Annotated in this window: 17 protein-coding genes; 7 read left to right on the top strand and 10 right to left on the bottom strand. The window is 72.9% G+C overall.

Annotated features, from left to right (window positions below; genetic code table 11):
- Positions 1–41 precede the first annotated feature (41 nt).
- Together ACZ7N4_RS11655 and ACZ7N4_RS11650 are read left to right on the top strand one after the other, a co-directional pair.
- Entirely contained in the window at positions 42–1,040 is a 999-nt protein-coding gene (locus tag ACZ7N4_RS11655) for a sigma-70 family RNA polymerase sigma factor (protein WP_471356659.1), read from the top strand.
- Between the two features lie 537 nt (positions 1,041–1,577).
- A complete protein-coding gene (locus ACZ7N4_RS11650) occupies positions 1,578–2,240 on the top strand; it encodes a TetR/AcrR family transcriptional regulator (RefSeq protein WP_471357140.1) in 663 nt (220 codons plus the stop codon).
- Between the two features lie 9 nt (positions 2,241–2,249).
- Here ACZ7N4_RS11650 and ACZ7N4_RS11645 read toward each other — a convergent pair whose 3' ends face one another.
- Entirely contained in the window at positions 2,250–3,227 is a 978-nt protein-coding gene (locus ACZ7N4_RS11645; RefSeq protein ID WP_471356657.1) for a helix-turn-helix transcriptional regulator, read from the bottom strand.
- A gap of 62 nt (positions 3,228–3,289) precedes the next feature.
- Here ACZ7N4_RS11645 and ACZ7N4_RS11640 point away from each other — a divergent pair, with 62 nt between their 5' ends.
- The 4 genes from ACZ7N4_RS11640 to ACZ7N4_RS11625 all read left to right on the top strand — a co-directional run bounded on the left by ACZ7N4_RS11640 (position 3,290) and on the right by ACZ7N4_RS11625 (position 9,247).
- Entirely contained in the window at positions 3,290–4,804 is a 1,515-nt protein-coding gene (locus ACZ7N4_RS11640) for an MFS transporter (RefSeq protein WP_471356654.1), read from the top strand.
- Positions 4,805–5,023: 219 nt separating this feature from the next.
- Entirely contained in the window at positions 5,024–5,785 is a 762-nt protein-coding gene (locus tag ACZ7N4_RS11635; RefSeq protein ID WP_471356652.1) for a DeoR/GlpR family DNA-binding transcription regulator, read from the top strand.
- Positions 5,782–6,729 carry a 1-phosphofructokinase gene (pfkB, locus tag ACZ7N4_RS11630; RefSeq protein WP_471356649.1) on the top strand — a complete coding sequence of 316 codons (948 nt, stop codon included), beginning with the start codon at positions 5,782–5,784 and terminating at the stop codon, positions 6,727–6,729. Before ACZ7N4_RS11635 ends, pfkB begins: the two co-directional genes overlap by 4 nt.
- A 283-nt stretch (positions 6,730–7,012) precedes the next feature.
- Positions 7,013–9,247, top strand: a complete 2,235-nt coding sequence (locus tag ACZ7N4_RS11625; protein WP_471356647.1) for a PTS fructose transporter subunit IIABC — start codon at positions 7,013–7,015, stop codon at positions 9,245–9,247.
- 119 nt (positions 9,248–9,366) lie between these two features.
- Here ACZ7N4_RS11625 and ACZ7N4_RS11620 read toward each other — a convergent pair whose 3' ends face one another.
- The 4 genes from ACZ7N4_RS11620 to ACZ7N4_RS11605 form a co-directional block, all read right to left on the bottom strand.
- Complete coding sequence (locus ACZ7N4_RS11620) at positions 9,367–10,113, bottom strand: DUF6227 family protein (RefSeq protein ID WP_471356644.1); 747 nt, start codon at positions 10,111–10,113, stop codon at positions 9,367–9,369.
- A gap of 157 nt (positions 10,114–10,270) precedes the next feature.
- A complete protein-coding gene (locus ACZ7N4_RS11615; protein ID WP_471356640.1) occupies positions 10,271–11,491 on the bottom strand; it encodes a L,D-transpeptidase in 1,221 nt (406 codons plus the stop codon).
- A 297-nt stretch (positions 11,492–11,788) separates the two neighbouring features.
- A complete protein-coding gene (locus tag ACZ7N4_RS11610) occupies positions 11,789–12,829 on the bottom strand; it encodes a P1 family peptidase (RefSeq protein ID WP_471356637.1) in 1,041 nt (346 codons plus the stop codon).
- 41 nt (positions 12,830–12,870) lie between these two features.
- The gene (locus ACZ7N4_RS11605; protein WP_471356635.1) at positions 12,871–14,109 is read right to left on the bottom strand and encodes a low temperature requirement protein A; all 1,239 of its coding nucleotides are present in this window, start codon (positions 14,107–14,109) and stop codon (positions 12,871–12,873) included.
- Between the two features lie 221 nt (positions 14,110–14,330).
- Between ACZ7N4_RS11605 and ACZ7N4_RS11600 the strand changes: the two genes are divergently transcribed.
- Positions 14,331–14,507, top strand: coding sequence for a hypothetical protein (locus ACZ7N4_RS11600; protein ID WP_208032721.1), 177 nt, complete (start codon positions 14,331–14,333; stop codon positions 14,505–14,507).
- Positions 14,508–14,526: 19 nt separating this feature from the next.
- Here the strand turns inward: ACZ7N4_RS11600 and mscL are convergent, their stop codons facing one another.
- The 5 genes from mscL to ACZ7N4_RS11575 all read right to left on the bottom strand — a co-directional run bounded on the left by mscL (position 14,527) and on the right by ACZ7N4_RS11575 (position 18,932).
- Positions 14,527–15,003 carry a large conductance mechanosensitive channel protein MscL gene (mscL, locus tag ACZ7N4_RS11595; RefSeq protein ID WP_471356633.1) on the bottom strand — a complete coding sequence of 159 codons (477 nt, stop codon included), beginning with the start codon at positions 15,001–15,003 and terminating at the stop codon, positions 14,527–14,529.
- Between the two features lie 138 nt (positions 15,004–15,141).
- The gene (locus tag ACZ7N4_RS11590) at positions 15,142–15,747 is read right to left on the bottom strand and encodes an RcpC/CpaB family pilus assembly protein (protein WP_471357137.1); all 606 of its coding nucleotides are present in this window, start codon (positions 15,745–15,747) and stop codon (positions 15,142–15,144) included.
- Between the two features lie 565 nt (positions 15,748–16,312).
- On the bottom strand, positions 16,313–17,146 hold the full coding sequence (locus ACZ7N4_RS11585) for an S-methyl-5'-thioadenosine phosphorylase (RefSeq protein ID WP_471356631.1): 834 nt from the start codon (positions 17,144–17,146) through the stop codon (positions 16,313–16,315).
- Between the two features lie 99 nt (positions 17,147–17,245).
- Positions 17,246–17,566, bottom strand: coding sequence for an FmdB family zinc ribbon protein (locus ACZ7N4_RS11580; protein ID WP_471356629.1), 321 nt, complete (start codon positions 17,564–17,566; stop codon positions 17,246–17,248).
- 67 nt (positions 17,567–17,633) lie between these two features.
- On the bottom strand, positions 17,634–18,932 hold the full coding sequence (locus ACZ7N4_RS11575; protein WP_471356626.1) for an MFS transporter: 1,299 nt from the start codon (positions 18,930–18,932) through the stop codon (positions 17,634–17,636).
- Positions 18,933–19,258 lie beyond the last annotated feature (326 nt).

Below are 19,258 nucleotides of genomic sequence, written 5' to 3'. Positions count from 1 at the left end.
GCCAGGACCACCCGCCAGCCCACCATCGCAAGGGAGCACGCATGGCAACCCGTGCCGTCGCCCGTCGTCAGTCCGCCACCGGCGAGACGGCCGACTCGGCAAGCAGTGTTCGCGCTCATGGCGGCGAGATCGCAGACCGCGACCTGGTCGGCATGTACCTCGACGAGATCGCGCGTACGCCGCTGCTCGATGCCGCCAAGGAGGTCGAGCTGTCCCAGACCATCGAGGCGGGTGTGTTCGCGCGGCAGGTCCTCGACGGCGAGGAGGAGTCCGCGTCGGACGCCACCCGCGAGGAACTGGAGGCCCTGGTCGCCGCCGGCGAGCGGGCCAAGGACGTCTTCATCCGCTCCAACCTCCGCCTGGTCGTCGCGGTCGCCCGGCGTTACCCGCGCAGCGGCCTGCCCCTCCTCGACCTGATCCAGGAGGGCAACGCCGGCCTGGTACGCGCCGTCGAGAAGTTCGACTACCGCAAGGGCTTCAAGTTCTCGACGTACGCCACCTGGTGGATCCGTCAGGCCATCACCCGCTCCATCGCCGACCAGTCCCGCACGATCCGCCTCCCCGTCCACCTGGTGGAGGAGCTGGGCCGTATCCGCCGCGTCCAGCGCGAGTTCAACCGCGAGCACGGCCGCGACCCGGAGCCCGCGGAGATCGCCGCGGAACTGGGCGCGACCCCGGAGCGCGTCATCGACGTCCTCGACTGGGCCCGCGACCCGGTCTCGCTGAACATGTCGGTGGACGACGAGGGCGAGACCCAGTTCGGCGACCTGCTGGAGGACACCTCGGCGGTCAGCCCCGAGCAGTCGGTCCTGACCCTGCTGCGCAGCGAGGAACTGGACGACCTGATCGGCCGCCTGGACCAGCGCACGGCCTCCATCATCAAGATGCGGTACGGCATCGAGGACGGCCGCGAGCGCACCCTCACCGAGGTCGGCAAGGAGCACGGACTCACCCGCGAGCGGATCCGGCAGATCGAGAAGCACGCCCTGCTGGAGCTGAAGAAGCTGGCCCACCAGACCGGCTTCGACGCGGCGGCGTGACGCAGGGGGTGTACGGGGCGTACGCCTGGTGGCGAAAGACGGCGCAAACATGGCGCTGTCCTGTCGCTTCAACCCCGGGGCCCGAGGGAACAACCCTTGCGGGCCCGGGAACGGGCCCTGGGTACCGCACTCCCCACTCGCACCGCCCCCGGCCGATCCCCCTCGGCCGACCCCACGTGAACCACGTCCCGACGCAATCCCCCCCCGGCGCCGGGACTTCCCGAGCCGGGCTTCGGCGCCCATCCCCCCCGGGCGCCGGAGTCCGGCCTTCTCTCGCGGGGGTCGCGGTCCGGCCTCCGGAGTCGCGGTCCAGCCTGGTCTGGCCCCGCGCGGCTTGCGCGGCCTGCGTCTCAGCGTGCCGACATGGTGGAATGGCGGCCCACCCCGTACCTGAACCCCGGGGTGGACCGCCGGATGGCAGATTCTGCCACACGGGCATAGCCTGCCGGGATGAGCACCACCCCCAGCGCCGCCCACCAGCCGTTTTCCGCCTCCGCACCGGTGTCCCTCACCGAACGCCGGAAGGCCGAGACCCGGATGGAGATCGCCCGGGCGGCGGCGGCCCTTTTCGTCCAGCAGGGCCTGCGGGCGACCCGCGCCGAGGACATCGCCCAGGCCGCGGGCATCGCACCACGCACGTTCTACCGCTATTTCGCCACCAAGGAAGAGGCGGTCGCCCCGCTCTACGCCGCCGGCGCCCAACGCTGGACCGAGGCGGTCCGTACGGCCCCGGCCCACCTGTCCCTCCCCGAGGCGCTGGAACACGCCGTCCGCCACACCCTCACCCCGGGCATCGGCGTCTCGGTCGCCTCCTGGGAGTGGCTCCGCACCCTGATCCGCCTCGCCGACAGCAGCCCGGCCCTGCGCAAGGTCTGGGCGGAGGTGTGCCAGGCGTCGGAGGCGGCACTGGCGGAGATCCTGGTGGAGCGGGAGCGGGAGGGGGAACGGCAGGGGGAGGGGGCCGGGGACTCGGCGACTTCGGTCGACCCGGAAGCCGCGGGGGCCCGGTCGGTACCGCCCAGCCCGGACCTGCGCTTCGCCGCCGCCGTGGCCGCTGCCGCCGTCCGCGTGGCCGTGGAGTCCTGGGCGACCACCACGACCCGGCCCACCGGCCCCGAAAGCCCGGCGGCCCTCGCCCTGCGCAACCTCCGCGCCCTGCGGGACTTCGCGTGGGGCGGACGGCGGGAGCAGGAGGCGTGACCCCTCCCTTCACGCCCCACCCCCCTTCCTTGCCGCTCTGATCAGCCGTCCCCCCAACTCCCGTGCCGCCTCCACCAGTTCCTCCGGCGCCCGCACCGAGAACTCGTATCCCGCCATCGCCAGCCGCACCGCCAGCCACTCCGTGGGGTCGCCGGTGGTGCCCCGCAGGACGCAGCCGCCCGTGCCGTCGTCCTCGGGCGTCCCGAGCCACTGCGCGACCCGCGCGGAGACGGCTTCCGCCGGTGCGGCGAACCGCACCTCGAACGCGTACGTCTCCTGTCGCCGGTGGATCGACTGGCGCAGGTATTCGGCGGCGCTCCCCGTCGGCAACTCCCGTGGCGCGAACCGGACTCCCGTAGCGAACGGCTCGCTGACGCGGTCGACGCGGAAGGTGCGCCAGTCGGCCCGGTCGAGGTCGTACGCGACCAGGTACCAGCGCCGGCCCGTCGACACCAGCCGGTGCGGCTCGGTCAGCCGGCGGGAGGCGCTGCCGTCCTTGTCGCGGTAGGCGAACCGCAGCCGCTCGTGTCCCGCCACCGTCGACGCCATCACGGTCAGCGTCTCCGGAGCGATGCTCGGCCCGTCCCCGCTGGTCAATGGTGTGGTCGCGGCCTGGAGCGTGGACACCCGGTGGCGCAGCCTGGACGGCAGCACCTGCTCCAGTTTGGCCAGCGCCCGTACGGACGCCTCGTCCACCCCCTCGACGGCGTGCCCGGCGCCGGCCCGCAGGCCCACCGCGATGGCGACCGCCTCCTCGTCGTCCAGCACCAGGGGCGGCATGGCCTTTCCGGCGACCAGCCGGTATCCCCCGTCCGCGCCCTTCGTCGCCTGCACCGGATAGCCCAGCTCCCGCAGCCGGTCGATGTCCCGCCGCACGGTGCGCCGCGAGACCCCCAGCCGGTCGGCCAGCTCACCGCCGGGCCACTCGCGAGGCGTCTGGAGGAGGGAGAGGAGCTGGAGCAGCCGGGCTGGTGTGTCGGTTGTCATACCGCTGAGCATGCCGCAGATATAGGACACGATCTGGCCTAGTGCGGTTCTACTGTCCTCTCATGACGCCGAACGACAGCAACACCGCCCAAGGGCGCGGGACGCCCGACCGGACCCGATGGCTGGCCCTGGCCATCGTCATGACCGCGGCCTTCATGGACCTGGTCGACGTGACGATCGTCAACATCGCCATCCCGTCCATCGAGCGAAGCGCCCACGCGACGGTCAGTCAGATCCAGTGGATAACCGCCGGATACGCCCTCGCGTTCGCCGCCGGTCTGATCACGGGTGGCCGGCTCGGTGACATCCACGGCCGTAAGCGGCTGTTCCTTCTCGGGGTCGGTGGTTTCACGCTCGCCTCCGCCCTGTGCGGTTTCGCCGCGAATCCGGAGATGCTGGTCGCCTCCCGCATCCTCCAGGGCGGGATGGCCGCGTTGATGGTGCCGCAGGTGCTGTCGATCGTGCACGCCACTTTCCCGGCCCATGAACGGGGCAAGGTGTTCGGCCTGTTCGGTGCGATCGTCGGCCTCGGCGCGGTCTCCGGCCCGCTGCTGGGCGCGCTGCTGACGGAGTGGAACCTGTTCGGACTCGAGTGGCGTCCCATCTTCCTCATCAACCTTCCGGTGGGTGTCGTCGCCTGGCTGCTGGGCCGTCGCTACATCACGGAGTCGAAGGCCCCCCGGGCACTGAAGCTGGACCTCGTCGGTGTCGCCCTGGTGACGCTGGGCCTGCTGATGCTGCTGTATCCGCTCACCCGGGGGCGTGAGCTGGGCTGGCCGCTGTGGGGGGACGTCTGCATGGCCGGTGCGTTCGTCGTCTTCGCGGCGCTGGTGTCGTACGAGAAACGGAAGGCCGCCAGGGACGGTTCCCCGCTCATCGAACTCTCCCTCTTCCGGGTGAAGAGCTTCGCCGCGGGCATCGCCGTGCAAACCGTCTTCGGTGTCGCGCTCGGCATCTTCTTCCTGGTCTGGACGCTGTACATGCAGATCGGCCTGGGCTGGAGTCCGCTGCGGGCCGGGCTGACCGGGGTGCCGTTCTCGCTGGCGGTGTCCACGGCGGCCGGGCTGTCGGTGCAGCAGCTGGTCCCGCGGTTCGGTCGCCGGGTGCTCCAGGCGGGCGCGCTGGGCATGGGGGCCGGTGTACTGCTCTACCTGTGGGAGGCGCACCGCTACGGCCAGTCCATCGCCTCCTGGCAGATGGCGCTGCCGCTGGTCGTGATGGGGGCCGGCATGGGGCTGATCGTCGCGCCGCTGACCGACGCGGTGCTCTCGGAGGTGCCGCGTGAGCATGCCGGATCCGCGTCCGGGCTGATCAACACGGTCCAGCAGATGGGCAACGCGCTGGGGCTGGGTCTGGTGTCGGTGGTCTTCTTCGGGCGGATCGGCGACCGGCTGACGTCCGAGCAGGTCGGCCCGGCGTTCGTCCACGCCTTCCAGTACGCGCTGTGGTGGGTCGCCGGGATCATGGGGGCGATCTTCCTGCTGATGTCCGCTCTGCCGAGGCGTCCGGTCCAGCACGCCGAGGGTGCGGAGCAGGAGGCTCCGGCAGCGGTGCGGGAGCCGGAACTGGTTCCCTGACGGAGCCCGTACTCGCTTTCTCGCGGAGCCCGACCGCCTTCCTGACCAGGCACGACGTGGGGCCCGGCACCGATCAGGTGCCGGGCCCCACCGCTGTGCGGACAGCGAGCAAAGCCCGTTCATGCCCGGATGCGGCCCGAACTTGTTTACATTCCGCAAAACCGGACGTACTCTCGCAGTGAAACCACACGTTCGGGCATGAGGCGGAGGCGAACGGACATGTACGCACCGGAACGGCAGCAGGAGATCCTCCGGCTCGCCCGTGACGGCGGCCGGGTGGACGTGCTGTCACTGGCCGAGGAGTTCCAGGTCACCGCGGAGACCATCCGCCGTGATCTGAAGGCCCTCGACCGCGCCGGTCTCGTCCGCCGGGTGCACGGCGGCGCCATCCCGGCCGGCCGTCTCGACTTCGAGCCGGACCTCGCCGAGCGCGAGTCCACCGCCGCCGACGAGAAGGACCGCGTCGCCAAGGCCGCCCTCACCGAGCTGCCCGCCGAGGGCACGCTGGTCCTCGACGCAGGTACGACGGTCGCCCGCCTGGCCGCGGCCATCCCGCTGGAGGCCCGGCTCACCGTCGTCACGCACTCCCTGCCGATCGCCGCCCGCCTCGCCGACCACCCGGGCATCCAGCTCCACCTGGTCGGGGGGCGCGTACGGCACCGTACGCGCGCCGCCGTGGACGCCTGGGCGCTCCGCGCGTACGGCGAGATCCGCGCCGACGTGCTGTTCGTCGCCGCCAACGGCTTCTCCGCCGAGCACGGTCTGACCACGCCCGACCTCGCCGAGGCCGCGGTCAAGCGGGCCGCCGTCGCCGCCGCGCGTCGCGTGGTGCTGCTGGCCGACTCCTCCAAGCACGGCCAGGAGCACTTCGCCCGCTTCGGTGACCTGAGCGATGTGGACCTGCTGATCACCGACAGCGGGCTGAGCCCGGAAGACGCCGCCGCCATCGAGCGTGGCGGCACGGAAGTAGTGCGCGCATGATCCTCACCGTCACCCCCAACCCCTCCCTCGACCGCACCTACGAGGTCCCCGCCCTGGAGCGCGGCGAGGTCGTCCGCGCCACCGGCGAGCGCATGGACCCCGGCGGCAAAGGTGTGAACGTCTCGCGCGCCGTCGCCGCCGCCGGCCGGCGCACGGTCGCCGTCCTGCCCCTGGGCGGTGCGCCGGGTGCGCTCGTCGCCGATCTGCTCGACGCGCAGGGCATCGAGGTCGCGCCGGTCCCGGTCGCCGGTGCCACCCGCTCCAACATCGCGCTCGCGGAAGCCGACGGGGTGCTCACGAAGATCAACGCGCCGGGCCCGGAGCTGTCCGCGGCGGAACAGGAACTGCTCCTGGACACCATCCGCGCCCAGTCCGCCGACGCCGACTGGATCGCCTGCTGCGGGAGCCTGCCCGGGGGGCTCGCACCCTCCTGGTACGCCGATGTCGTCACCCGGGCGCACGCCGGGGGCGCGCGTATCGCGCTGGACACCTCGGGGCGTGCGCTCCTGGAGGCGCTGAGCGTCCGGCCCGACGTGGTGAAGCCGAACGCCGAGGAACTGGCGGAAGCCGTCGGTCGGCCCCTCGCGACCGTGGGCGACGCGCTCAAGGCGGCCGAGGAGGTGCGCGCGATGGGTGCGCGCGCCGTGCTCGCGAGTCTAGGGGCCGACGGGCAGCTCCTGGTGTCGGACACCGGCGCGTGGTTCGGCAGCGCCCACGTCCGCGCCGTCCGCAGCAACGTCGGCGCCGGCGACGCCTCCCTGGCCGGCTTCCTCATCGCCGGCGGCACCGGCCCCGAGGCCCTCGCCTCCGCCGTCGCCCACGGCGCCGCCGCCGTCCGGCTTCCCGGCAGCGTGATGCCGACCCCGGCCGACCTGGATCCGGCGGCGGTGACGGTCACGGCCGACATCCCGCTGGACCGCGAACTGACGGAGCCGGTGTCATGACCTCGCTCGCGCGCTGCGGCACCCGGCCCGGATTCCGCCGGCTGGGCGGACGCGCCGGGTCCGCGACGCCGAACCCGCCGACCCCACCGGCCTCCGAGCGGCGAGGCTCCCCGTTACTCGCCGCGGCCACCGGGTGGCACGCCGGCTGAGCCGCCGTACCGCCCCCGGGAGGCGGGGTTTCCCCCGGCCCCGCCTCCCGCACCACCCCGTCCCCCCACCGCACCCCCGTCCCCACTCCCGCCCGCCCCTCCCCTCGGGCGGTACGCGTGCATAGGAGCCCGCGATGAGCGAAATGATCACGGCGGACCTGGTCGATCTCGACCTGTCCGCCGACACCAAGGAAGCGGCGGCGCGTGCCCTCGCCCAGCGCATGGTGGCCCAGGGCCGGGTGACCGACCTGGAGGGCTTCCTCGCCGACGTCGCCGCCCGCGAGGCCCAGATGCCGACCGGCCTCGACGGCGGCATCGGCATTCCGCACTGCCGCAGCGCCCATGTCACCGAGCCGACCCTCGCCTTCGGCCGCAGTGCCGACGGCATCGACTTCGGTGCCGCGGACGGCCCGGCCGACCTCGTCTTCCTGATCGCGGCCCCCGCCGGCGCCGACGACGCCCACCTCACGATCCTCTCCTCCCTCGCCCGCCAGCTGATGAACGCGGAGTTCACCGACGCCCTGCGGTCGGCCGGGGACGCGGCCGCCGCGGCGGCGCTGATCCGCGGGGACGAGGCGCCGACGGCCGCGGGCGAGGGCGAGGGTGCCGGTGGTACGGCGGACGCGGGCTCCGCGCAGGGCGCCGCGGGCTCCGCGCGGGGCGCCGGCTCCGCGCCGGGCGTCGTGGGCACTCCTCAGGGCACCGTAGGTACTCCCCAGGGTGCGGGGGCTGCCTCCCAAGACACCGCCGCGGCGTCGGTGGCGGCCTCCGCCGACGCCGCGGCGGGCAGTACGGCCCCGGCTCCGGACGCGACCGTCGCGGACGGATCCGCCCCGGTGCCGGGCGCGACCCCCGCCCCCGGCGGGCGCCCCTTCCGTGTCGTCGCCGTCACCTCCTGCCCGACCGGCATCGCCCACACCTACATGGCGGCCGAGTCGCTGGAGAACGCCGGCCGTGAGGCGGGCATCGAGGTGGTCGTCGAGACGCAGGGCTCGGCCGGCTTCACCCGGCTGGACCCGGCGGTGATCGCGGCGGCGGACGGCGTGATCTTCGCGCACGACGTCCCCGTACGCGACAAGGACCGCTTCGCGGGCAAGCCGACCGTCGACGTGGGCGTGAAGGCGGGCATCAACCGCCCCGCCGAACTCCTCGCGGAGGTCCGCGGGAAGGCGGCGCGCGGTGAGGCGAGCGCGCAGGCGCCGTCCGGCACGCCCGTGGAGCGCGCGGGCGACTCCACCGAGGGCTACGGCACCAAGCTCCGCAAGTGGCTGATGTCCGGCGTCAGCTACATGGTCCCGTTCGTCGCCGCGGGCGGTCTGCTCATCGCGCTGGGCTTCGCGATCGGCGGCTACAAGATCAACAAGGCGCCGTCGGTGATGGACCACTTCGTCTGGACCCAGGCCGACAGCTGGGGCGCCCTGCTGTTCCAGATCGGTGTGGTGTCCTTCGGCTTCCTGGTCCCGGTCCTGGCCGGCTACATCGCCTACGGCATGGCCGACCGCCCCGGCCTGGTCCCCGGCTTCGTCGGCGGGGCGATCTCGGTGACCATCAACGCGGGCTTCCTCGGCGGCCTGGCGGCCGGTCTGATCGCCGGCGGCGTGGTGCTGGCCGTCCAGCGGGTGCGGATCCCGGCGGCGTTGCGGGGCATCATGCCCGTGGTGGTGATCCCGCTGATCTCCTCGGCGATCGTCGGCTTCCTGATGTTCGTCGTCATCGGCAAACCCATCGCGAGCGCCCAGAAGGGCCTGACCGGCTGGCTGAACGGCCTCACCGGCACCAACGCCATCCTGCTCGGCGCCCTGCTCGGCCTGATGATGTGCTTCGACCTGGGCGGCCCGGTCAACAAGGTCGCCTACACCTTCGCCACCGCCGGCATCGCCGTCGCCACCCCCAGCGACTCCGCCATGAAGATCATGGCCGCGGTGATGGCGGCCGGCATGGTCCCGCCGCTGGCGATGGCCTTGGCCACCACCGTTCGCGCTCGGCTGTTCACGGCGGCCGAGCGGGAGAACGGCAAGGCCGCCTGGGTGCTGGGCGCGTCCTTCATCTCCGAGGGCGCGATCCCGTTCGCGGCGGCCGACCCGCTGCGGGTCATCCCCTCCGCGATGGTCGGCGGCGCGCTCACGGGGGCCTTGTCGATGGGCTTCGGCGCCACCCTGCGCGCCCCGCACGGCGGCATCTTCGTGGTCCCGCTCATCGGCAACCCGCTGCTGTACCTGGTGGCCATCGCGGCCGGCGTCGGCGCCACCACGGCCCTGGTGGTCCTCCTCAAGGGCCTGCGCAAGCCGAGCCCCGAGTCCCCGGCCACCGACCCGGCCGCACAGGAGACCGCCGCTCCCGAGGGGACCAAGCAGCCGATAGCCGCCTGACCCTGGCCACGGCTGCCGGTCACGGGCCGAGGCAGCGGGCTACCGGCGCGGGCCACGGCGGGACACTCAGGGTCCGGGACGGGAGTCCCGGGCCCTGATCCGCCTGTACGGCGGGCGCCTTATCCCCGCCGTGCCGCGCGCCGCTCCATCGCGTCACGCGCCGCGTCCTCCGACATGTACACCTCGCACATGTGCCGCCCGTCGGGCGTCGCCGTGTGCTCGACCTCCCACAGGGAGATCTCGGTCCCGTCGGGCAGCAGGAAGGCGTGCTCGTACAGCGCGTAGCTCAGCCCCGTCCGGCCGGCCCGGCCGGGGCGGCCGAAGGCCTGGGTGATGTGGTGGGCGGTCGCCGTCGCCAGCAGCGCCCCCGTCTCGGCGCCGGGCCGGTCGGGGTTCTCCGCGCGGCGCAGCAGCCGGCGGGCGTGGTCCGCGGAGTCGTCGGAGACGAACACGTGCCGGGGTTCCGGGATCGCCCACAGCCGCATCAGCGCGGGCAGTTCGAAGTCCTGGGTCTCCGGCGGCAGGCCGAGCCGGGCGGTGGCGGCCTGCAGCTCCTCCTCGTCGACGTACACCGCGTGCTCCGGGGCGCTGCCCGGCGTGGGGTTGTGCACCAGCTCCCACAGCGTGACCGCCGTGCCGTCGGCGAGCAGCCAGGTGTGCCGGTACGTCTCCCGGTGCAGCCCCGCGCTGTGGTACGCGGAGTGCAGCGAGCTGTCGTGCGCCAGCGCGCAGTCGAGGAGCCGTATCACCTCGTCGGGCAGCTCGAACGAGTTCAGGGCACGGCCGAGAAGTCGCGCGAGATGCTCCTCAGGAGACTCGGGCGACTCGGCTGGTTCGTACGCTGCCGTCTCGTACGGAACGCTCAAGGTTTCTCCCGGCGTTGCTGCATGTCACCTTGTGGGTGCATACCGTAGCCCCTCGGTCGGACATCATGTCCGGGAACCGAGAAAACGTACGCCGGGAAAACGCCGGGGCCGCGCGAAAAGTTCCCGCGCGGCCCGTCGTTCCGTCAAAAGCCGCCGCTCAGGCGGCGCTTCCCGCGGTCCAGGCGCTCCAGGACATGTTCCAGCCGTTGAGCCCGTTGTCGGGGGAGACCGTCGTGTCGGGGGAGTTCTTCACGATCACGACGTCGCCGACGAGGGAGTTGTCGAAGAACCACTTGGCCTCGGTGGCACCCTGGGCGCCCTGCACGTCCGCGAGGCCGACGCAGCCGTGGCTGGTGCCCGTGCTGCCGAAGGGCGGGTTGCCCCGGTTGTACCAGTAGTTGCCGTGGATGAACGTCCCCGACGTCGTCAGCCGCATCGCGTGCGGCACGTCCGGGATGTCGTACTCCCCGCCGAAGCCGACCGTCGAGCCGTTCATGCGGGTCTGCACGAACTTCTCGGAGATCACCATCTGCCCGTTGTACGTGGTGTGCTGCGGGCTGCCCGCCGAGATCGGCACCGTCTTGATCGTCTTGCCGTCGCGCACGACCGTCATCGTCTGCGTGTTCACGTCGACCGTGGAGACCTGCGAGCGGCCGATCGTGAAGGTGACGGTCTTCTTCTGCACGCCGTAGACGCCCTTCGCGCCCTCGACGCCGTCCAGGTCGATGGAGAGCGTGACCTTGGACCCGGCCTTCCAGTACTCCTGCGGCCGGAAGTCGAGGCGCCGGTCGCCGAACCAGTGCCCGACCACCTGCTGGCCGCTGGTGGAGTTGACCGTGATGTGGGACTGCACGGCCTTCTTGTCGGAGATGGACTTGTCGAAGGTGAACGACACCGGCATGCCCGCGCCGACCGTCGAGCCGTCGTCCGGGGTGTAGGTGCCGATGAAGCTGTTCGACGAGCTGACCGTGGTGAAGATGGAGTTGGCCGCCGCCGTGCGCCCGTCGGTGTCCTTCGCGGTCGCGGCTATCTGGTACTTGGTGCCGCGTTCCAGCTGCTCCTTCGGCTTCCAGGTGTGGCCGTCCGCCGATATCGCCCCCGGCACGGTCTGCCCGGAGCCCGCCACCGTCATCTTCACGTCGGTCAGCTTGCCGTCGCTGACCTTCACTCCGGTGGCGTTGATGGACGCCCCGGTCGAACCGTCCTTGGCCGAGATCGCTATCTTCGCCGTCGACGTCTTCGGGGAGTCCTTGCCGCCCTTGCCGTCGTCGTTGTTCGCGTTGGCGCTGCCGCCGCACGCGGTCAGGGTGAGGGCGCCGACCATCAGGGCGGCACAGGCCCCGAGTGCGCGCCGCGCTGTAATGTCCGGCGTTGTCACGGGCTGCTCCAGGTTCGTGTGATGTGCGTGGTCCGTTCCAGTGCGTGGAGAAAGAGGGCTCCGGCACTGCGGAAGGTTCCCTTCCACTCCCGTGAACGCCATCACGTGACAGAACCGCGACAATCCTCGGCTCAACCCCGGCCCTTGACGGCCACGAACACCGACGGCGGCCGCGCGCCTCCCCAGTCGACGATGCGACTTCCCTTCGGCGGTGCAGCTTCCCACCGGCGGCGCGGCCCCCTACGGCCGTGTACTTCCCCTACGGCCGTACAGCTCCCTTTCGGCCGTGCAACTCCTCTACGGCCGCGCAGCCCCCTGTCGGCCGTACAACTCCGTGTACGACGGCCACACTCCGCCCGGCCCGGCGACCGACTCGGCGGTGCGCACGGCCCGTACGATCGCGCGGGTCACCAGATCCGCGCCGGCGGCCAGGATGTCGTTGAGCGCGAGCGGGTGCGGGTCGAGGGGACGGGCGCCGGTCGCCAGCGCGAACACCGTGTCGCCGTCGTGCAGGAGGTGCACCGGCCGGACGGCGCGCGCGATCCCGTCGTGGGCCGTGCCCGCCAGCTTCTGCGCCTGCGCCTTGGAGAGGTCCGCGTCCGTCGCGACCACCGCCAGCGTCGTGTTGAGCGGCGCCGGCGCGTTCCCGGCGGCGGCCTCGTCCAGGCGCCGCAGCGCGGCTGCGTGCACACGCTCCTCCGGGTACTCCACCCGGCCCTGGAACACCTCCCCGTACAACACGCCCGTCCCGGGATTCAGCACCGCCCCCGCGGCGTTCGCGACCACCAGCGCCGCCACGGTGACGCCCGAGCCGAGCACCGTGCTCGCGGTGCCCACCCCGCCCTTGAGCCGCCCGACGACGGCGCCCGTGCCGGCGCCGACGCACCCCTCCGGCACCCGCGCACCCGGCACCGTGGCCGCCGCGGCCTCGACCGCCGCGCGTCCGGTCGCCGCGTCCGGACGCGCCCGGAAGTCGCCACCGCGCCCCAGGTCGAAGACGCACGCGGCCGGCACCACCGGCACGACGTGCGCCGGATCCACGCCCACCGGAACCCCGCGGCCCTGCTCCTCCAGCCAGGCCATCACCCCGGAGGCCGCGTCGAGCCCGTACGCGCTGCCCCCGGTCAGCACCACGGCATCGACCTTCTGCACCACGTTGCGCGGGTCGAGGGCGTCGGTCTCCTTGGTGCCGGGGCCGCCGCCCCGCACGTCCACGGCGGCGACGGCACCGCCCTCCGGGGTGAGGACGACCGTGGTGCCGGTGAGTCGGCCGCCACCGCGTCGGGTGGCGTGCCCGACCCGCAGCCCGGCGACATCCGTCAGAGCGTCAGCTGTCATGGACGCCAGTCTGGCCCAGCGGGCGCCCCGGGCCGAAGGAATCAGCCGGTCTCGGCGGCGGCCTCCGCCGCGCGCTCCCGGGCGGCCGTGCGCGCGGTCAGGGCCACCCCCGTCGCCACCGCGGCCGAGGACACCAGCCCCGCCGCGAGTACTGCCCATTCGCCCAGGAAGGTGCAGCAGATCACCAGCAGGGCCGTGACCGGCAGGACGAGCTGCTGGGCGAGGCCGACCTTGAAGTGGCGGGAGTGCAGCGCCCACACGGTCAGCAGGTACAGCGCGGTCGGCAGGGTGACGGCGGCCGAGGCGGACAGGACGGAGATGTGCGCCTTGCCGACCGCCTGTTCCACGGCCACCTCCAGACCGGCGCCGATCGCCGCCGCCGAGGCGAAGACCAGATAGTGCCCGTAACCCCAGACGAACGCACGCCGGGTGGAGCGCAGGTGCCCGTGGATGGGCACCACGAAGTAGATCCACCAGGCGGCGAAGACGATCAGCAGGCCGCCCGCCGCGATGGGGAGCAGCTCGCCCAGCGCGCTGTGCTCGTCCACGCCCGACTTCACGGCGACCGTGGCCGCGGCGATCGTCTCGCCGAGCACGATGATCGTGAACAGGCCGTACCGTTCGGCGATGTGATGCGGGTGCCAGGAGGTCTCCTGGACCTTCTCGGCGTACAGCGGCACACACAGTTCCGCGACCACCATCACGAGGAACACCCACGGCCGGGACGGCTCGGGCAGCAGCACCAGACCCAGCCAGCCGACCTGGCACAGCAGCACGCCGTACGCGTACCGCAACGCGGTGGTCCGCTCCGCTCCCGCGGCCGATCTCGCGGCCCTCAGCCACTGCCAGACCATCGCCAGCCGCATGATCACATAGCCGAGCCAGACCAGCAGGAAGTCGTGGTGCGCGGCGGCCCGGGAGACGCCGGCGGCCAGCACCAGGACACCGGCGATCTGCACCAGGGTGACGACCCGGTAGAGCGCGTCGTCGTTGTCGTACGCCGAGGCGAACCAGCTGAAGTTCATCCACGCCCACCAGATGGCGAAGAACACCATCACGTAGTCGAGGATGCCCCTGCCCGCGTGCCCTTCCGCTACGGCGTGCACCAGTTGCACACCCGCCTGCGCGATCGCCACGACGAAGCACAGGTCGAAGAACAGCTCCAGCGGGGACGCGACGCGGTGCTCCTCGTCGCGCCCGCGCGCGGTGAGCCGTCGCAGGGGGTGGGAAGGCTGCGGTGCGCCCGAGGGGGCGGGCACCGGGGCGGAACTCGACGTCATGGTCCCAGCACAGCAGAAAACCGGGCCGAAATCTTGTGAGCGCGTTCCCGAGCGCCGGGGGAGGGGTGGCGGGGGCGGTCGGCGGGGACGGGGTCCGCGGCGGCAGGGCCGGCGGTGACAGGGAGCGGACCGTCGGGACGGAGCCGAGGGCTCGGGGCATAGGGACGGAGCCGAGGGCTCGGGGCGTCGGGACGGAGCCGAGGGCGCCGTACCCTGGTGGCATGAGCACCGCCCCCGAGCCCGAGCCCCGCGATCCGAAGCCCGCGCTGGTCTTCGACGACCCGCTGGACCAGCAGTCCTCGGACGACACCGACCGCGGCTGGGGCGAACGCCCGGCCGGCGACAGCGCCGCCGACCTGAGGCGCTTCCTGGACGAGAAGCCGCCCCACCACCTCTGAGCGGCCCGCCGCGGCGCCGCTAGCGCCCGTCGCGCCCGGCCCCGCGCTGCGCGACCAGCGCGTCGCGGATCTCCTTGAGCACCTCCAGCTCGGTCACGTCGATGACCTCCTTCGTGCCCTCCCGCGCCGCCTTCCGGGCCGCCTGCCGGGCCAGGTACTTCGACATCGGCAGCACCATCAGGAAGTACACCACCGCCGCGGTGATCACGAAGCTGAGCGTGGCGCCCAGGACGGAGCCCCACATGATCGGCACCCCGCTCTTGACCGTGCCGTCCGCGGCCACCTTGCACGGGTCCTTCAGACAGGTGCTGTAGCTGTCGAGGTTCTGCGTGCCGATCGCTCCGACCAGCGGGTTGATGATCCCCTTCACCACCGAGTTGACGATGTTCGTGAAGGCCGCGCCGATGACCACCGCCACTGCCAGATCGACGACGTTGCCGCGCATCAGGAAGGCCTTGAAGCCGTGCCAGACGCTCGGTTGCTGCTTCGCGCTCACCTCGGGGACTCTCCTTGTATGCACAGGCTGTGGAACGAAACGTTCCGCAACTTACGGCACGGTGCGGTCGGTGTGTCCACCTCCCCCGCTCGATCGAAAGACTCGTCAGCAGGCCGCCGAGGGCGCGTAGGAACAGGTTCAGCACAGCGTCACCGCCAGGCGCGCGGTGGTGCCCGCGCCGACCAGCCGGGCCGCCGTGGCCCGCGGTACCGCCAGCACGACCAGCGCGCCGCTCTCCGCCGCACCGGCCGACGTCCCCGGCGCGACCGGCCCCTCGGACCCCTCCGGCAACTGCGCCGGCTCCGGCACCGTCGTCACCCGGACCCCGCGTGCGAGCACCCGCACCTCCCCGCCGCCCCCGGCCGACGGGTCCGGTGCGGCGACCACGTCGACGCGGTCACCGGGCCGGAGCAGCCGCACCGTCGCCGCGTCGGCGATCCGCACCGGTGCCGACACGACGTCGGTCGCCGGGTGCCGTCGTAGCGGTGCCGTGACCGTCTGCCCGGGGTCGGGCCCCGCGCCCGGGTGACCTCGGGCAGGCTCGACGACCGGGTGGCCGCGGGGCCTGGCGGTGCCGTGCGGTTCCGTACCGGTGCCGCCGGGCAGTCCGGCCCGGGGACCCGCCGCCACGAGCGCCGCCGCGGTCACCGCGAGGCCGGCCGCGACCGCCCGCCGGCGATGCCGTACCAGCCGGTGCAGCCGGTACCGGCCACCGCGCACCCGCACCGGGTCGAACGGGGGCACCTCACGGGTCGGCGGGGCGTCCGTGCCCGGCGGGCGCGGGAGCCGGAGGGGAGTCGGGTACGGGGAGCGGGCGGAGGGAGACCGCGGGAGCGGGGGCGTGGTGGGGGAGAGCGGGGACGGGGACGGGATGGGGGAGAGCGAGGGCACGGGAATCACCGCCTGCGACGAGGAGTTCGGCTTGCCCTCCCACGATGGGGCCTCGCGCCGGATCCCGTCGGAGCCGGTGGATCACCGGCTGGTTGTGGATAACTCGCCCGCCCGAACGAGAAGTTCCGCCCGGCCGCCGTCCCATGGCATCCGCCCGCCGTCCCCCGGTAGCCGCCCGCCGGCCCAGGGGCCAGCCTCCGCCGTCAGACGGGCCCCGTCCCCGCCGCCGGGTGGCCTCCGCAGCCGGACAGGCCCGTCCCCCGCACTCGCCCGCCGTCCCCCGGAGGCCCCCGCCAAGCAGCCTCCGCCCCCGCCGCCCGACGGCAGCCCCGCCTCCGCACAACAGCAACTACGGCAGCCCCGCCGCCCTACGGCAGCCCCGCCTCCCTATAACAGCAGCTACGGCAACACCGCCGCCCTACGGCAGCTCGAACCCCGGGTTCATCCCGCCCAGCGCGTTCACGCACAGGCAGTCACGGTCCTCGGTCGCCGGCAGGGCCGTCACCGCGTCGAACAGGACGCCCCGCAGCCGGTCCACGTTGGCGGCGAAGACCTCCAGCACCTCCTCGTGCGAGACGCCCTCACCGCTCTCGGCGCCCGCGTCGAGGTCGGTGACCAGGGTCAGGGACGTGTAGCACAGCTCCAGCTCCCGGGCGAGCGCGGCCTCGGGGTGGCCGGTCATGCCCACCACCGACCAGCCCTGGGCCCGGTGCCACAGCGACTCGGCGCGGGTGGAGAAGCGCGGGCCCTCGACCACGACCAGGGTGCCGCCGTCCACCGGTTCCCAGTCCCGGCCGCGGGCCGCCTTCAGCGCGGCGGACCGCCCGGTGGGGCAGTAGGGGTCGGCCATGGAGACGTGCACGACGTTCGGCACGGTGCCGTCGGGCAGCGGCAGCCCGTCGAAGTAGGTCTGTGCCCGGGACTTCGTACGGTCCACGAACTGGTCCGGTACGAGCAGGGTGCCCGGGCCGTGCTCGGGGCGCAGCCCGCCCACCGCGCAGGGGCCGAGCACCTGCCGGACGCCGACCGAGCGCAGGGCCCACAGGTTGGCGCGGTAGTTGATGCGGTGGGGCGGCAGGTGGTGGGCGCGGCCGTGCCGGGGCAGGAAGGCGACCCTCCGGCCGGCGAGCTCGCCGAGGAAGAGGGAGTCGCTGGGCGCTCCGTAGGGGGTGTCCACCTGGACCTCGGTCACGTGGTCGAGGAAGGAGTAGAAACCCGATCCGCCGATCACGCCGATCTCTGCGTTCGCCATGACCAGCACACTAGCGGCCCGGGAGGGCGCGGGGGAGCGGGTGCCGGAGAACGCCGAAGGCCCCGCCGTCGGGCGACGGCGGGGTCCGGAAGAGAGTTCTCAGGCGGCGGAGCTGCTGGCGGAGCCGGACGACGACGTCGAGGACGACGACGTCGAGGACGACGAGGATGTCTTCGAGTCGGACGTCTTCGAGTCGGACGAGGAGCCGCCCGGCTTCGACGCCGGGGTGCTGCTCGACGTGGAGCCGCGGGAATCGTTGCGGTAGAACCCGGAGCCCTTGAAGACGATGCCGACCGCGGAGAACACCTTCTTCAGGCGGCCCTTGCAGCTGGGGCACTCCGTCAGGGCGTCGTCGGTGAACTTCTGCACCGCCTCAAGGCCCTCGCCGCACTCGGTGCACTGGTACTGGTAGGTCGGCACTGTCTTCCTCCTGGCACTCTCACTCAATGAGTGCTAACGACGGTCCATAGTGACGTATTCCCGGGGATCAGTCCACCGTGACCGGCACGCGGTGACCGACGCCACGCGCGACCGTGCGGTTCCCGTGCCGCGGAACCAGCCGGGACCGCAGCGTGACCAGGGTCACCAGCGCGAGCACGGTGCCGGCCATCGGCACCAGGAACCCGGCGCCGTCCCACAGCCGGTCCTCCAGCTGTCCGGCGACCGTCACGGCGGCGGCCTGGCCGAGCGCGACCGCGCCGGTAAGCCAGGTGAAGGCCTCGGTGCGGGCACCGGCCGGGACCAGGTTGTCGACCAGCGTGTAGCCCGTGATCAGCGACGGTGCGATGCACATGCCGACCAGCAGGCCGAGCGCGGCGAGCAGCGGCACGGAGTGCGCCGTCCACAGCGCGGACGCCGCCAGCGCGAGCGCCGCGTAGCCGATCACGATGCGCTTGTGGGGGGCCGCCTTCCAGGCGATCGCGCCGCAGGCGATGCCGGACAGCATGTTGCCGGCGGCGAAGATTCCGTAGAGGACGCCGTTGAGACCGGGCTCGCCGATGGACTCCGTGAAGGCCGCGAGCGAGACCTGCATGCCGCCGAAGACCGAGCCGATGCCCAGGAAGGTGACGACCAGCACGCGCACGCCCGGGACGCGCAGCGCGGAGGCGTGCTGCACGCGCGCGTGGCCGCTGTCGGCGGAGACCGAGGGCTGCGTGCTCTTCTGCGCGGCGAACAGCAGACCGCCGACGAGGGTCAGCGCGGCCTCCGTGACCAGGCCGGCCGCCGGTGCCACGGTGGTGCACAGCGCGGTCGCCAGCAGGGGGCCGAAGACGAAGGTCAGCTCGTCGGTGACGGATTCGAAGGCGGCCGCGGTGGTCATCAGGGGCGAGCCCTGGAGCTTCACGCCCCAGCGGGCGCGCACCATCGGGCCGACCTGCGGCACCGAGGCGCCGGTCGGGACGGCGGCCAGGAACAGCGCCCACAGGGGCGCGTGCGCCAGCGCGAGCACCGTCAGGGTGAGGCCGGCGAGGGTGTGCACCAGGATGCCGGGGACCAGGACGGCGCGCTGGCCGTAGCGGTCGGCGAGGCGCCCGCTGTAGGGCGCGAACAGCGCCATGGAGACGCCGGTGGCGGCCGCCACGGCGCCGGCGGCGCCGTACGAGCCGGTGGTGTGCTGGACGAGCAGCACGATGGAGAGGGTGAGCATCGCGAACGGCTGGCGTGCCGCGAAGCCGGGGAGCAGGAAGGTCCAGGCGCCGCGGGTGCGCAGCAGCTGTCCGTATCCGGGGCGGGAGGACGCCGGCGAGGTCTTCTCCGGTTCGGTGGTGGTGACCGTGGATCCCACGGCCCGTGCCTTTCTGCCGCCTGGTAGCGCCGGCCCCGTGCGGGCCGGGCGCCGAGAGCTGTCCTCTTGCGCGGACTGCGGTAGATACCGGCGCCCACGGGGGTGTGGGGGGCGACACGGCCGCCATACGGTCGCGCCAGCTCTGCGTCAGGCAGAGTTGGTTCGATCAGGGTGCGCCTTCATCGTACAGGGATCACCGCTTGCGCGGCTGTGAAAACGAGCACCACGCGCGCGGCCACCTGGCATTTCCATGGGGTGTGGGACGGGCGCGGAACGACCGCTCGACGCGCGCCGTGGCTGTGAACGGGACGGCACGCCTGCTGCCC

Source organism: Streptomyces sp. NPDC107654, from assembly GCF_055639035.1.
Note: the sequence above shows the minus strand (reverse complement) of the source record. Positions and strands in the feature narration are given on the sequence as shown.